13 protein-coding genes are annotated in these 14509 nt (G+C 60.9%); 2 read left to right on the forward strand and 11 right to left on the reverse strand.

Going from position 1 to position 14509, the window contains the following annotated elements:
• Positions 1-16: 16 nt before the first annotated feature.
• From BDB13_RS29510 to acpM, 4 genes are read right to left on the reverse strand one after another with little or no spacing between them, the layout of a single operon-like run.
• Positions 17-973 (reverse strand): hypothetical protein, encoded by a 957-nt coding sequence (locus tag BDB13_RS29510; protein WP_094275570.1) that lies wholly within the window; start codon positions 971-973, stop codon positions 17-19.
• Positions 970-1791 (reverse strand): alpha/beta fold hydrolase, encoded by an 822-nt coding sequence (locus tag BDB13_RS29515; protein ID WP_094275571.1) that lies wholly within the window; start codon positions 1789-1791, stop codon positions 970-972. Before BDB13_RS29515 ends, BDB13_RS29510 begins: the two co-directional genes overlap by 4 nt.
• A 22-nt stretch (positions 1792-1813) precedes the next feature.
• On the reverse strand, positions 1814-3070 hold the full coding sequence (locus BDB13_RS29520; RefSeq protein WP_094275572.1) for a KasA/KasB family beta-ketoacyl-ACP synthase: 1257 nt from the start codon (positions 3068-3070) through the stop codon (positions 1814-1816).
• Complete coding sequence (gene acpM / locus BDB13_RS29525) at positions 3067-3354, reverse strand: meromycolate extension acyl carrier protein AcpM (protein ID WP_094275573.1); 288 nt, start codon at positions 3352-3354, stop codon at positions 3067-3069. Before acpM ends, BDB13_RS29520 begins: the two co-directional genes overlap by 4 nt.
• 222 nt (positions 3355-3576) lie before the next feature.
• On the opposite strand from acpM, the gene BDB13_RS29530 reads away from it, so the two are divergent.
• Positions 3577-4722, forward strand: coding sequence for a thiolase family protein (locus BDB13_RS29530; protein WP_094275922.1), 1146 nt, complete (start codon positions 3577-3579; stop codon positions 4720-4722).
• 410 nt (positions 4723-5132) lie between these two features.
• Here the strand turns inward: BDB13_RS29530 and BDB13_RS31920 are convergent, their stop codons facing one another.
• The 7 genes from BDB13_RS31920 to BDB13_RS29565 all read right to left on the reverse strand — a co-directional run bounded on the left by BDB13_RS31920 (position 5133) and on the right by BDB13_RS29565 (position 12976).
• Positions 5133-5582, reverse strand: coding sequence for a hypothetical protein (locus BDB13_RS31920; RefSeq protein ID WP_141210764.1), 450 nt, complete (start codon positions 5580-5582; stop codon positions 5133-5135).
• Between the two features lie 85 nt (positions 5583-5667).
• Positions 5668-6867, reverse strand: coding sequence for an acetyl-CoA C-acetyltransferase (locus tag BDB13_RS29540; RefSeq protein WP_094275575.1), 1200 nt, complete (start codon positions 6865-6867; stop codon positions 5668-5670).
• A 246-nt stretch (positions 6868-7113) separates the two neighbouring features.
• On the reverse strand, positions 7114-7509 hold the full coding sequence (locus tag BDB13_RS29545) for a DUF5313 family protein (protein WP_369597481.1): 396 nt from the start codon (positions 7507-7509) through the stop codon (positions 7114-7116).
• Positions 7506-9236 carry a SulP family inorganic anion transporter gene (locus tag BDB13_RS29550; RefSeq protein WP_094275576.1) on the reverse strand — a complete coding sequence of 577 codons (1731 nt, stop codon included), beginning with the start codon at positions 9234-9236 and terminating at the stop codon, positions 7506-7508. The genes BDB13_RS29545 and BDB13_RS29550 overlap by 4 nt, the downstream gene beginning before the upstream one ends.
• 419 nt (positions 9237-9655) lie before the next feature.
• A complete protein-coding gene (locus BDB13_RS29555) occupies positions 9656-11569 on the reverse strand; it encodes a phosphoenolpyruvate carboxykinase (GTP) (protein WP_094275577.1) in 1914 nt (637 codons plus the stop codon).
• Between the two features lie 49 nt (positions 11570-11618).
• Positions 11619-12482, reverse strand: coding sequence for a hypothetical protein (locus tag BDB13_RS29560; RefSeq protein WP_094275578.1), 864 nt, complete (start codon positions 12480-12482; stop codon positions 11619-11621).
• Positions 12483-12607: 125 nt separating this feature from the next.
• Positions 12608-12976 carry an ArsR/SmtB family transcription factor gene (locus BDB13_RS29565; protein WP_094275923.1) on the reverse strand — a complete coding sequence of 123 codons (369 nt, stop codon included), beginning with the start codon at positions 12974-12976 and terminating at the stop codon, positions 12608-12610.
• 305 nt (positions 12977-13281) lie between these two features.
• Here BDB13_RS29565 and BDB13_RS29570 point away from each other — a divergent pair, with 305 nt between their 5' ends.
• Complete coding sequence (locus BDB13_RS29570) at positions 13282-14439, forward strand: steroid 3-ketoacyl-CoA thiolase (RefSeq protein ID WP_094275579.1); 1158 nt, start codon at positions 13282-13284, stop codon at positions 14437-14439.
• Positions 14440-14509: the final 70 nt, after the last annotated feature.

Genomic DNA, 14509 nt, shown 5'->3' on the forward strand with positions numbered 1-14509 from the left:
TGGTTGCCCCGGATTCCTATCTCCGCAATCTAGTGTGGAGTGCCGATTTCTTGATGGCGATACCGACGTGTTCGGACACAGTTCGTACGAGGGAATGATCGGTGATGTCCGGTAGAAATCGGTGAGCGGCTGTGCAGGAACGCAATGCTCGTGCCGATGCGGAGATCAGGTCCGGTGTCATCATCGTGATTCGGTGTCCACAACCTGCACTGAGCAGTCCGGGAAGCGGTAACGACGAGTACTCGAAAGGATCTGCTGGTAGACGAATGCAACGTAGCGGCGACGTCGACTTTTCCGTGGTGGACAGGTCGACCAGTACATCGCACTGCGAGATGAGTTGACGCTTTTCGCTTCGTGTGGAATTACCGGTGTCGATGTCGACAATGGTTCGGATACCACAACTCGCGAGAGCTTCTTCCAAGAGAGGCGCGTGCCGCGATTCCGAGATGTACACCGTCGCCATCCACGGCCACACTCCTTGTCTGTCGAGCGCGGTGAGCGTCAGCGCCGCGAGTGATGCGGTCATGGTTTCGTTGTCTGCGATGACGAGGGGTCCGTTGATCGCTGCGATCTCGTGTTGTATCAAGGCGGTGCCGTAGGGAGGAAGACCGATCAAGAAGACCGTTTCGACGTTGGTGGGGAGCGCTGCGATTGTCTCGATAACGCGAGGGACATCGTTGAACGAGAGAGCGATGTACTCCGCGTCCAGTGCGGTGCGGCATCGAATCAGTGCGGCGTACGCGTCACCCCACGTTCGACGATTGCGGTGTAGTCGACGGAAGGGACTCCATATCGGATCTGCCGTGATCACAACGACTTTCCCACCGACAGGTATATCCGGATCCGAGGATTGACCGTGTGCGTCGACACGGATGCCGAGTTTTGCGGTCGTCTCGAGGTCCTTCGACGATGCGTGGTCGCCGCGACTGGGTATCAGGTGGTCACGGTTGCAGGGAAGTTGTCTATACGTCATAGCCGAGGAGGTAGCGGGTGGCCGTGGAGGAATGCAATCAGTAGCTCATTGACGGCATCCGGTCGCTCGAGGTAACCGAAGTGACCGCAGTGTTCGATTTCCTGATATCGGGCGCCGGGGATTGCCGCCGCGACTTCGATTCCTCGTGCCGGCGGTGTCATGCGGTCGTCACCGAATCCGACGACGAGCGTGGGCGCGAGGATGGTAGCGAGGTCGGAAAGTCGATCGCGGGACCGATCCATCGCTGTCTGGGCGCGTATTCCAGCAGATGTGGTGGTGGGTGCGGAGTACTCGAATATGTCGAGCCACTCCTGTGCCTTCTGCGGATCAGCGAGAGTCTGCGGCGAGAGGTTCAGTAGCGCATTGACTGCCGCCGTATAGGCCGGTGGCAAGTCGATACCCGCGTGATGGAGAGCCTGTTGCCCGCGGTTGAGCGCGCTTTCGATCGGATACGGTTTTCCCGTGGTAGCGAGCATGATCGCCTTGACGACCAGCTCGGGACGGGTGATCGCCAATTCCTGTACTACCCGGGAGCCCAACGACGTCCCGATCACATGGGCGGGGCCGCCGAGATGTTCGATGAGCGCCGCTGCGTCGGCGGCGAGGTCGGCGATGCTCATCCCCTCGATGCCGACGGTGTTCGTGATTCCGCGGTTGTCCATCGTGACAACCTCGAAACCAGCCTTCACCAGTGCCGGAACCTGATAGGTGTTCCATACGCGGCCGGGGCTCCCCGCACCCATGATCAGCAGCACACGTGGACCCGAGCCGGTGACGACGTAGTTGATCGGGATGCGGTTGAGGGTGACTATTGGCATGGTCCTGTTTTCGTGAGATGGGTCAGGGGCGAGCGAAGACGAGGGCGGTGTTGTGCCCTCCGAAGCCGAAGGAATTGTTGATTGCGTAGTCGACAGGTTCGACGCGAGGGGTTCCCGTGACTATGTCGAGGTCGATCTGGGGATCGAGGGTGTCTAGGTTGAGGGTGGGAGGAATCGCACCTTCACGGACAGCGAGGACTGTGAGTACGGCTTCGAGCGCCCCGACTGCCCCGACCGAATGTCCCAGTGCGGATTTCGGTGCGTAGACCGCCGCATGCGTGCCGACTGCGGTGGTAATCGCCCGAGCCTCGGCGATGTCACCGGCGGGTGTGGCGGTGGCATGGGCATTGATGTGGGTGATATCGGTAGGCGTCAGTCCAGCGCGTTGAATTGCGTGGGTCATCGCACGGGCGGCACCGCGTCCGATGGGGTCAGGAGCTACGAGATGGTAGCCGTCGGAGGTGGTGCCGGATCCGAGGAGGCGTGCATGTATTTTCGCCCCTCGAGCTTTGGCGTGTTCTTCGGTTTCGAGGATCATCAACGCACCCGCCTCGCCGAAGACGAACCCGTCGCGGTCCTTGTCGAAGGGGCGTGAGGCCCCGGTGGGATGGGTGTTGTTCGAGCTCAGTGCCCGCATTGTTGCGAAGCTGGCGATGGAGAAGGAATCGATGCGGCCTTCGACGCCGCCGGCGACAACCATGTCGGCGTCGCCCATGGCGATCATCCGGTATGCCTGTGAGATGGCTTCTGCTCCCGAAGAGCACGCCGATACGGGGGTCATCACTCCTGCGCGGGCACCGAGTTCGAGCCCGACGGTCGCGGATGGGCCGTTGGGCATGATCATTTGAACTGCGAACGGGGATACCTTGCGGTAGCCGCCGGATCGGAGTCTCTCGACCGCATCGATCAGGGCGTTGCCGCCTCCGAGTCCCGTGCCGATCACCACCGCCAACCGATCCTTATCGACATCCGGGGAACCCGCGTTGCCCCACACCGTGCGAGCAAGTGTCAATGCCACCCGAGCTGGCCAACTCATCCGCCGGATCTCCACACGGGTGAGCGCATCGTCAGGCGAGACTTTCAGGTGTCCGCCGATCCGGACGGGTAGATCGAACTCTTTGACGAAGGAATCGTCGAGGAGACCGATTCCACTCTTCCCGGCCAGGAGTGCCTCCCAGGTGCCGGCTACGTCTCCGGCGACCGATGTGGTGGCTGCGAGGCTGGTGACCACTACGTTGGGTGCGCGGCCGAGCCATGACCGCGCCGCGGCGGTGGTCACCGGTTGCTGCTCGGGGCCGCAAGTTCAAGTGCTGCTGCAGCTTCGAGTGCATGGATGTAGTCGACGACGTCGCCAACCGTGCGTAGACCCATCAGATCCGCATCGGGAATCTTCACGCTGTACTTGTCCTCGGTCTGGACCGCGATCTCCACCATGGAGAGTGAGTCGATGCCGAGATCGTCGACGAAGGACTTGCCGAGGCTGATTTCGGACGGTTCGATTCCGGTGACCTCTTCGATGATCTCCGCGAGCCCCGCGATGATGTCGTCCTGCGTGGTGGCCATGAGTGATGTCCCTTCCAATGAACGGGTGATGTTCGGGTTGCTCGTGCACTCAGGCCTGTGTGGGCTAAGCTCACGCCATCTTGCCATAATATCTAGTTAAGAATATTAGCAACTAGCTGTTGTCTGGGATGCCCGCGGCTAGCTTTCTTCCGTGATCAGCGGTGGGAACCGGGCAGGTCCAGGAATCTAGACATTTGTCGGCTGATGATGAAGGAGTACGTCATGCGGGATGCAGTGATCGTCGAAGCCATCCGAACACCGTCGGGGAGGCGCAACGGCATGTTGTCGACCATCCACCCAGCCGATTTGTCGGCGCAGGTTTTGGTAGGGCTTGTGGACCGTACCGGCCTCGACCCGGTCGAAGTCGACGACGTCATCTGGGGCTGCGTCAGCCAGGCAGGCGAGCAGACCGGAGACATCGCGCGTACCGCGGCGCTGGCGGCGGACTGGCCGCACACCGTCACCGGTGTGACCATCGACCGCCAGTGCGGATCCTCGCAGCAAGCGGTGCATTTCGCCGCTGCAGGACTGATCGCCGGACAGTACGACGTGGTCGTTGCCGGTGGAGTCGAGTCCATGAGCCGAGTCCCGATGGGGTCTTCGTCAGCCGGTAGGAATCCGCTCGGGAGTTTGTTCATGGCGCGCTATCACGGCATCGCACCCTCACAGGGGGTCGGCGCAGAAATGATCGCCGAGCAGTGGGGTCTGACGCGTCGGCAGTGTGACGACTTCGCACTCGCCTCGCATTCGAAAGCAGCGTACGCGCAAGACGACGGACACTTCGACGATCAGATTGTCCCGATCGTGCTCTCGAACGGCACCAAGATCGAGCGGGACGAGGGAATCCGGCGCGGCGGAACACCGGAGACTCTCGCAGGTATCAAGACCGCATTCTCCGATACCGGTGTGGTGACAGCAGGAAACAGTTCGCAGATCTCCGACGGTTCTGCCGCACTGTTGATGATGACGAGTGAGAAGGCCGCGCACTTGGGTCTGACACCGATCGTTCGCGTTCGCACTGCCGTCCTGGCCGGAGCCGATCCGGTGATCATGCTGACCGCACCGATCCCGGCAACAGAAAAGGCTTTGCGGCGCAGCGGTTTATCCTTGTCTGACATCGGGGTCTTCGAGGTCAACGAGGCATTCGCAACGGTGCCGCTTGCGTGGCTGGCGGAAACAGGCGCGGACCCCGAGCGGCTCAACCCCAACGGGGGAGCCATCGCGTTAGGTCATCCGCTAGGCGGCAGTGGTGCACGCCTGATGACGACCATGATTCACCACATGCGAAGCACCGGAACACGTTACGGATTGCAGACGATGTGTGAAGGTGGCGGGCAAGCGAACGCCACCATTCTCGAACTCCTCTAACACCTCCGGCCGCCCTGACGCCTGAATGGCTGCGATTTCTCGGGTTGGTCGGATATCACGTCAGGTCGTTCCTCGACGGGAGTGCGCCCCTTCGCGGAACGACCTGACTTTTGTCTACCTGGCGAGTGACTGGCCAGAATGTGACAGCAACCGAAATCGAGGGCTAATTTCGTGGCTGAGATTCGCGAATTTCCATTCGAACGAAAAGGGTCCACGAAATGCAGTCGGAAATTCCAGCACGCTTGTGCCGACCAGGGTATTTCCGGCCCTTGCGAGTGCGAGCAAAGGTGTAAAATTTCAAGAGAAAAATTCTTTGTGAAGGATTCGAAAAAATATGATGAACGCAACTTTGAGAAAGTTGGCCGTGGCTTTGATTAGCGTCGCACTGCTGGCCGTTGCTGTGAAATTTCCTACCCTTTTTGTTGCCTATATTGTGATTGGGGCGTTCCTCTTTTTTGCGCGGTACATTGACGTTGATGCCGATGAAACTCAAGTAAGGCGGGAACTTCAGCGGATTCCGGTACGGTTACCTTCCGCAGTTCTTGGCGATCTGACCAGCAGTGAACCGTCTGTCCATGTTTCAGGTGAATCTGACGACCGCGAAGGTCGTTAACTGAATTTATTGTGATCGCGGTGAACTGGAATGCATAATTTCGGGTAAAGAAGATTCCAATCGCCGCAATAGTGATCAATCCGAATCCGATCTGTGCCAGTGTCCATAATTTCTCGCCGCTATCGCTGTTGTCGCAATTATCCCGAAATTGATCCAGTGCGAGCCAAATGGCGTAGGGTGCGATAGCAGCTAATCCGTAGGTTGCAGTGGCGGCGAGAGCCAGATGAAATAGGAGCATGAGGGTCACGTTTCCTCTGCAAGACGCCGCGCAGCGCCTTTACGGCCCTGGCCGATCTCGATGTGGAAGCTGCGAGATGAGCGCGGCGTGGGTCTCAGGACTTGGGGACGCGGACGATCAGAGCGTCGCCCTGTCCGCCGCCGCCGCACAGTGCCGCAGCACCGATTCCGCCGCCGCGACGCTGCAACTCCAGCGCCAAGTGCAGAGCAATACGGGCACCGGACATTCCGAGCGGGTGCCCGACGGCAATAGCGCCGCCGTTGACGTTCACCTTGGCGGGATCGAGCCCGAGCTCACGCGTCGACGCAATGCCGACTGCCGCGAAGGCTTCGTTGATCTCGACGAGGTCCAGGTCCTTGGGGTCGATGCCTTCCTTTTCACAGGCCTTGGCGATGGCCCGCGCCGGCTGCGACTGCAACGTGGAGTCCGGTCCGGCGACAACGCCATGGGCACCGATTTCGGCGATCCACGTCAAACCGAGTTCTTCGGCCTTGGCCTTGCTCATCACGACAACAGCGGCAGCACCGTCGGAGATCGGCGACGCCGAACCGGCGGTGATGGTGCCGTCCTTGCTGAAGGCGGGACGCAACTTACCGAGGGATTCGGCGGTTGTATCGGCGCGGATGCCCTCATCCTGTGCGAACACCATGGGATCACCCTTGCGCTGCGGGATGGAGACCGGAACAACTTCGTTGTCGAAGAGTCCGTCCTTCCACGCGCGGGCCGCGTTCTGGTGTGAGGCCGCGGCAAACGCGTCCTGCTCCGCGCGGGTGATGTGACTGTCGTCTTTCTGGTTGACCTGCTCGGTCAGCAGACCCATCGCCTGATCGGTGAAGATGTCGTGCAGGCCGTCGTAGGCCATGTGATCGCGCATGGTGACGTCGCCGTATTTGAAGCCTTCACGGCTTTTCTCGAGCATGTGCGGTGCGCGGCTCATCGATTCCTGACCACCGGCGACGACAACCTCGAACTCGCCGGCGCGGATCAGCTGATCGGCCAGGGCGATGGCGTCGACACCTGAGAGGCACACCTTGTTGATGCTCAGCGCCGGAACGCTCATGGGGATTCCGGCTGCGACGGCGGCCTGACGGGCCGGCATCTGGCCGGCACCGGCGGTCAGAACCTGGCCCATGATGACGTACTCGACCTGCTCCGGAGCAACGCCTGATTTTTCCAGCGCGCCCTTGATGGCGATTCCGCCCAGATCGGACCCGGAAAGGTCCTTCAAGGAACCCATGAGTCGACCCAGCGGGGTACGGGCTCCGGCAACAATGACGGTGGGTGTCTTTAACATTCGTTCTCCAGTCTGGGGTCAGCCGATTGCCGTGCCGACGGCGCGGCACGATGTATTTGTGTGCAGGTCAGTGCCGCTTACGAGGTGAGGAGGAAGAAAACTCCGATCATCGCCAGTACTACGGCGGCGGCGGACAGCATTGCCGGTGCCAGGGATTCCTGTGGTTGGTTCAACAGACACCTCGTTCGAGTTGACCGTGTACCCCTAGATCGTCATTTCGTTGGGGGAATGACTGATTCGATGTCGTCATGGGCGGTAGCGCGACTCGTAGGCTTGTTTTTCTTCGTCCATTTTCTTTTGCTGATGCACATCGAGGAGCGATGGGTTCAAGCCGTGGCTGACCAACCGATGTCTCAGATAGATCTTCTTCAAGGCGAGAAGGAAGTAGACGAAGGGGAGGAACAGTAGGAGCACCATGCTGATTCGGATGATCCAGGGGCCGGGAATCAGCAACAAACCGGCCAGGATAGGTAGCAATGGGACGATGTACCGGGTTGCGTAGCGGCGGGATGCGCCAGGACCGGTGATGTCCTCGATTACCCACGGAGGAACTCGTCGGGCAACGTTCGCCCCGCCAGGTATTTCACATGCTGGGCGAAGGTGGGATGGGATAGATTTCCGTTCTGGGACATAGTGATTCATTCCTCGGTATTCATCGACGTGTAATGGCTTCTCGGGAGCACCAGCATTCGGGCGTACTCGATGGCGCGGGGTGTGTCGGAGAAGATATGCCTGCGTTCGCTGTCCTTGGTGGTGAAGACGCCCAGTGCTTTGAGCGGCCGTAGGTGCTCGGATTTCATGCCGGAGATCAGGACGGTGATGTGGCGGTGTTCGAGTTTGTCGATGGCGTCTTTGAGCACGATGGCGCCGGTGGCATCGATGGCGGTCACGCGTGACATCCGCAAGATGACCACCTTGACGTCGGAGACGTCGGCTAGTTCCAGGAGGAACCTGTGGGCTGCAGCGAAGAACAATGCGCCGTCGATGCGGTACGCGACGATGTGTTCTCGGAGCAGTTCGTGTTCTTCGCTTTGATGTCCGTCATCGTCGAGTGGGACTTGCTCGATCTTGGCCGATTTGGCGACAGCGCGCAGGGCCAGAATTGCCGCGAACGCGACGCCGACCGCTACCGCGGTGACGAGGTCGAGCGCGACGGTGACCAGGAACGTCGCACCCATGACTGCGGTGTCCGCTCGGGTAGCGCGCGCTATCGCGATGATCGAGGCGGTTTCGACCATGCGGACCGTCGTGGCGAGCAGAACGCCGGCGAGGGCGGCCAGGGGTATCTCGGCGACCAGGGTCGATGCCAAGTAGACGATCGCGGCGAGGATGACCGCATGGGTGAGTGCGGCCAGGCGACTGCGGGCACCGGAACGGACGTTGACCGCTGTGCGGGCGATCGCGCCGGTCGCGGGGACGCCGCCGAACAGCGGCGCGGCGATGTTTGCCAAACCCTGCCCGAACAGCTCCCGGTCGGGATTGTGGCGGGTCCCGACACCCATCGAATCGGCCGCGGTCGCCGACAGCAGTGACTCGAGCGCTGCCAGCGCCGCCACTGCGAGTGCGGGGGCCACTAGTGAGGTGAGGTCCCCGAGATGTAAGAAGTTCAACGTCGGAGCTGCGATACCGGAAGGGATTTCACCGATGCGGGCGATATCGAGGTGCAACAGTTGCGCAGCGAGAGTGGCGATGGCGACAGCGACAAGAGAGAAGGGCACTTTCGGCAGGTAGCGTCCACCGATGAGGATTGCGGCGGCCACAACGAGTGCGGTTGCTGGAGTGAGGATCGACGGGTGCTCGACGAACTTGGCGACTGCGTCCGCCGCGCTGCGCCACACCTTGTCGCCCTCGGCGTCGGTGATACCCAACGCGGCCGGTATCTGTTGCAGTGCGATCACTACAGCGATTCCGGCGGTGAACCCTTCGATGACGGGTGCCGGCATGAAGCGCACTGCCCGTCCGATTCCGGCGAATGCGAGAGCCACCAGCACGATGCCGGCGATCAGCCCGACTGCGAGCACACCGGATCCGCCGTACTGGTGAACGATGGGAACCAAGACGACAGTCATGGCGCCGGTCGGGCCCGACACCTGGAAGCGAGATCCGCCGAACACCGCGGCCACCGCTCCGGCAATAACTGCCGTGGTCAGACCAGCGGCTGCGCCGAGCCCGGTGGAGATGCCGAATCCCAGGGCCAGGGGGAGCGCGACCAGGGCGACGATCAGTCCGGCCAGCAGGTCTGCGCCGGGCGCGCGCAGCGACGAACTCCATTCGCTCCACCGGGGCAACAGGTCCCGTACGGCGTGGGCGGCTCGACCGAGCGTGTTCTCGGGTGCCGAAGTGGAATTCGATGCGGGCGTTTCGGTCATAAGGTCCTCGGTACTGCGAGAAGAAAGCGAAAGACTGTCTGATTACTTGCTAACATTAGCAAGTAATCAGATGAAGGGAGTAGTGATGCGTGTAACGCCACTACGCGGACTGCTGTGTGCACCGTTGCTGCAATGCCGGGGATGTACCAGGTTGTGCCGTCGTTCTGCAGTGCCGCAGGGTAGCGACGTGTGCCCATGGTGTGGTGAGCACGAATTGACGACAGCTGTTCTGGGTGCGGCGGTGCACTCGTAAGTCAGGTGCGCTGCCGCAGTCGGCCGGGAATGGGCTGGTGGTACTCGGAAGAAAATCCCGATCCGGGCGGTTGAGGGGGATCTTGACCTGGATCGGGATCTTCCGAAAAGGACTTCCGGCGCGGGCAGTTCGACGTGCGATGCGCCGGAAGTCCAGGTTGAGGGAATCAGTGATCGTCGGGGTGCATGCGCACGCGCCGGAAATCGCTGTCACGAGTGGGAATAGCGTCTGTGAGGTCGTAGTCGAAACCCGACAGCCGCTGCCGAAGTGCACGCAACTCTTCGCGCAGAGCATCGGGGAGCTTGTTTCCGCCGATCGTGGCGTACCACTCGTCGATCAGGGGGAGTTCGGATGCCCACTCGGTCGGATCGACCGCCAGAGCAGCCGTCACGGTCGGACGATGAAGTTTCAGACCCGTCAGATCCAACGAATCGAGGGTCGGTACATTGCCGATCGGGGTCACCTCGGCGTCAGCGGTACCTTCGATTCGTTCGAGTGCCCATTTGAGGATCCGAGAGTTCTCCCCGAAACCAGGCCACAGAAATTCGTCGTGGTCGCCGCGGCGAAACCAGTTGACGTAGAAGATCTTCGGCAGTTTCCATGAATCGGTGCGAGGTCCGATATCGAGCCAATGTTGGAAGTAGTCTCCGACGTGGTAGCCCAGGAACGGCAACATTGCCATGGGGTCACGGCGCACGACGCCGACCTCTCCGGCTGCGGCGGCCGTGGTCTCCGACGAGAGTGTCGAGGCGAGGAACACCCCGTGTTGCCAGTCGAAGGATTCGGTGATCAGGGGGATGGTGGTGGCGCGCCGGCCGCCGAAGAAGATCGCCGAGATCGGAACGCCCGCTGGGTCGTTCCATTCGGGGGCAACTGTCGGGCACTGAGCAATCGGGGTGCAGTACCGCGAATTCGGGTGTGCCGCCGGTGTACCGGATCCCGGTGTCCAGTCACGTTGTCGCCAATCGGTGAGATGAGCCGGTGGTTCCTTGGTCATTCCTTCCCACCACACGTCGCCGTCATCGGTCAGCGCCACGTTGGTGAAGATCGAGTTCCCTTTGTCGATCGTCGCCATTGCGTGGGGATTGGTTTCGGTGCTGGTACCTGGGGCGACGCCGAAGAAACCGGCTTCCGGATTGACGGCGTAGAGCCGCCCGTCGTCACCGAATCGCATCCAGGCGATATCGTCACCGATGGTTTCCGCTGTCCATCCGTCGAGGGTGGGATCGAGCATGGCCATGTTCGTCTTGCCACACGAGGACGGGAACGCTGCCGCGATGTATCGCACGGAGTTCTGCGGGGAAGTGAGCTTGAGTATGAGCATGTGCTCCGCCAGCCAGCCCTCGTCCTTCGCCATCTTCGAGGCGATGCGCAGTGAATAGCATTTCTTGCCGAGTAGCGCGTTGCCGCCGTAGCCGGAACCGTAGCTCCAGATGGTGCGTTCCTCGGGAAAATGAGAAATGTACTTGGTGTGATCGCACGGCCACGGCACGTCGAGCTGACCGTCGTACAAGGGCGCTCCGACCGAATGCAGGCATTTCACATACTCGGCGCCGCCGCCGAGAGCATCCCAGGCCTGTGTGCCGGATCGAGTCATGACCTGCATCGACACCGCGACATATTCCGAGTCCGTGATCTGCACCCCGAATTTGGGTTCGGCTGCGTCGAGTGGACCCATACAGAATGCGATGACATACATGGTTCTGCCCGACATAGCACCGCGGTAGTGCTCGGTCATGACCGTTTTCATGTCGAGCGGATCCATCCAATTGTTCGTCGGCCCCGCATCATCACGCGACGGCGAACAGATGAACGTTCTGTCCTCGACCCGGGCGACATCTTCGGGGTCGGATACACACCGGAACGAGTTCGGCTTTTGCTCCAATCGAACGAAAGTGCCCTTGTCGACCAGTATTTCGGTCAGCCGGTTCCATTCCTCGTCGGATCCGTCGCACCACACCACATTGCGTGGCGCGGTCAGATCCGCGATCTCCGCGACCCAGGCCGCGATGTCGGACCGAGTGCTGCGGGCAACGATCGGACCGGAGTCGATATGAGTTGTCACTGTGTCTCCTGACATATGTTCGGTGCACGGCTGCCCGTCCGAGCGGCTACGCGAAAAAGCTGGATCAGTGCTGGTGAGTGCTGTAGGGAGGGGTGGGACCGAGGGATTTGGTCACCTGTCGCGCGATGGACGAGAGCAGCATTCGCTCGTCCGGCGCCGGGAGAGTGCACCCCGATGGTGTGATCAGTGCCAGGGAGCGGGCGCACGCAGCGATTATCTCCACAGTCAGGGCGGACACGCCGTGGCCGCACAGCACACTCAGGAAACCCGGAAGTACCACGGCGCCGTGGTCGAAGCTCTCGTAGGGGAGGGCGACCACTCGGTTCGCGGAGACCGAATCTCTCCCGCAGCGATCGAGATCGACGAGAACATCGTTGTGTTCCATCAGACGGTGCAACGGGAACTGATGTGCGTCACTCGTACGCCAACTACTGATGCCGGCGACACCCGACATCAGTAGAACCTGCCCGAGCATCGGAGCCCGATGGGCCCCGGTGATCACGACTTGCCCGACACGCGGGCCGACCTCAAGATTTTTCAGGGTCGAGATCGTCATTGCCGTCAGAGTTGTTGTCAAAACATCGATTTCGGTAATGACAAGTGGACCGCCGCGTTCGGCCACGCCCTGTTGAAGTGCTACCGCTGCGTTCGCGTCCAGCCCGACGACGAATGCTGCGGAGATTCTCGGTTGCAAGCCCAGGACGCGGGCGATGACGGTGTTGACATCTGCGGTGGCCAAGGGCAACCGGACCGCGTGCAGAGCGGTTCGATCAGAGATCATGGCGGCGTAGTCCTCCATGGCCTCCCACGGTGATCGTGTTCTGGTTACTGCGCGATGAGATTTTGCTGCCGAGACTCCGACAACCGCCACCTCGACACCGATGAACAGCCCGTTGTCCGACTGGACGTCGTCGTTGTCGTTCGTCACCGTTGACCACCTCTTTCGGATCGATCAGCCGGATGCTTCGGTCCACCAGTTCTACAATGTACGCACTTTAGAAATTTCGCAACTAGCGGGTAAAGCATAGATGAAGCTCCGGCGAGTGCTACGACTCAGTTGCGATGCTTGCCGGCCAACGCGGGCGGTTCCGAAATCTCTTCGACCAGCATCTCGGCTTGGCCGGCGACCATGCCCGTCAGGATGGCACGGGCGGTGGTCAACAGGTCGGCGATGCGAGGAGAAGTCAGGGCGTAGGACACGGACAGGCCTTCCCTGCGTGCTGTGACCAAACCTGCGCGGCGCAAGATCGACAGTTGCTGAGACAGATTTGCCGCCTCGATGCCCACTTCGGGCAGCATTTCCGACACGGCGTGCTCGCGCTCACTCAGAAGCTCCAATACGCGAATGCGTGCAGGATGCCCCAGGGTCTTGAAGAAGTCGGCTTTCATTTGATAAAGCGGCTGGCGCGAGTTCACGACCACGACGCCTCCTGTCATTCGAGTTGGACAGCCGGCACGCTTCGTGTTCGGCGCGCGCCGCTGTCCTGCTCCTGCGATCGAGTGCAGAAGTCCCCACGGGTTGTGGTACTTGCGAATCTTAGCAATTTGCGCGAGTCTCCGTCGGTATCGCAGGTTTTGTGGCGAGTAGGTCGATTGCGATTGTCGAAACATGTTTCAATCCAACTGCTCGAGGCTGTTGAAATATGTTGTGGTATAGCTTTATTCGTCGAAGTTCAACTAGACAAACAAGTTCTAATATTCGAGTTACATCAGGAGGTACGACAAATATGGGAAATCCCGTGATCGTAGAGGCCGTGCGCACTCCCATCGGAAAACGTGGAGGTTGGCTCTCCGGTCTGCATGCCGCAGAACTGTTGGGGGCAGCCCAACGAGGGCTGCTCGATCGTTCCGGAATCGACCCGATGATCGTCGAACAAGTCATCGGCGGTTGCGTTACCCAGGCCGGTGAACAGTCCAACAATGTGACACGCACCGCATGGTTGCACGCAGGTCTCCCCTGGCAGACCGGATGCACCACCATCGACTGCCAATGCGGCTCAGCCCAGCAGTCCACCCATCTGATCGCCGGCTTGATCGCCACCGACGCACTCGACGTCGGGATCGGATGCGGCGTCGAAGCAATGAGCCGAGTGCCTCTCGGCGCCAACGTCGGCGAGCATGCCGGACCTCGCCGCCCACTCTCGTGGAATATCGACATGCCCAACCAATTCGAGGCAGCCGAACGAATCGCCCGCCGCAGGAATCTGACCCGCGCCGACATCGAAGCATTCGGCGTGCAATCCCAGGAAAAGGCGCGACAGGCATGGGACGAACACCGATTCGACGCAGAAGTGGTGCCGGTCATGGCGCCTGTCCAGTCGTCGGAACCGGGCGCCGAGTACGTGATGGTCGAGAAGGACCAGGGTCTGCGGGCGACAACCGCTGACGCACTGGCCGCCCTGAACCCGATCATTGCCGGCGGAATCCACACAGCCGGTACCTCGTCGCAGATCTCCGACGGCGCCGCCGCAGTCCTGTTGATGGATCAGAGTCGCGCCGAGCAACTCGGCCTCACCCCACGAGCCCGGATCGTTTCGCAGTGCCTCGTCGGTGCGGAGCCCGAATTTCATCTCGACGGTCCGGTCCAAGCCACACAACGAGTGCTGGAACGGGCACAGATGAGCATTGCCGATCTGGACCTGTTCGAGATCAACGAAGCATTCGCCTCCGTTGTCCTGTCCTGGGCCAGTGTGCACCGCCCCGATATGGACAAAGTCAACGTCAACGGCGGCGCGATCGCTCTCGGGCATCCTGTGGGCAGTTCGGGTGCCCGGTTGATCGCAACGGCACTGCACGAGCTCGAACGACGCGACGGCACAACAGCATTGATCACGATGTGTAACGGAGGGGCACTGGCGACCGCAACGATCATCGAACGGATCTGATAGTCGAGGTCGCCCGATGATCACGTGATCATCGGGCGACCCATGCTGCTTCGGCTACGGAGCGCAGCCA

This window comes from Rhodococcus sp. OK302 (genome assembly GCF_002245895.1).
In the GTDB taxonomy this organism is placed as follows: Bacteria; Actinomycetota; Actinomycetes; order Mycobacteriales; family Mycobacteriaceae; genus Rhodococcus_F.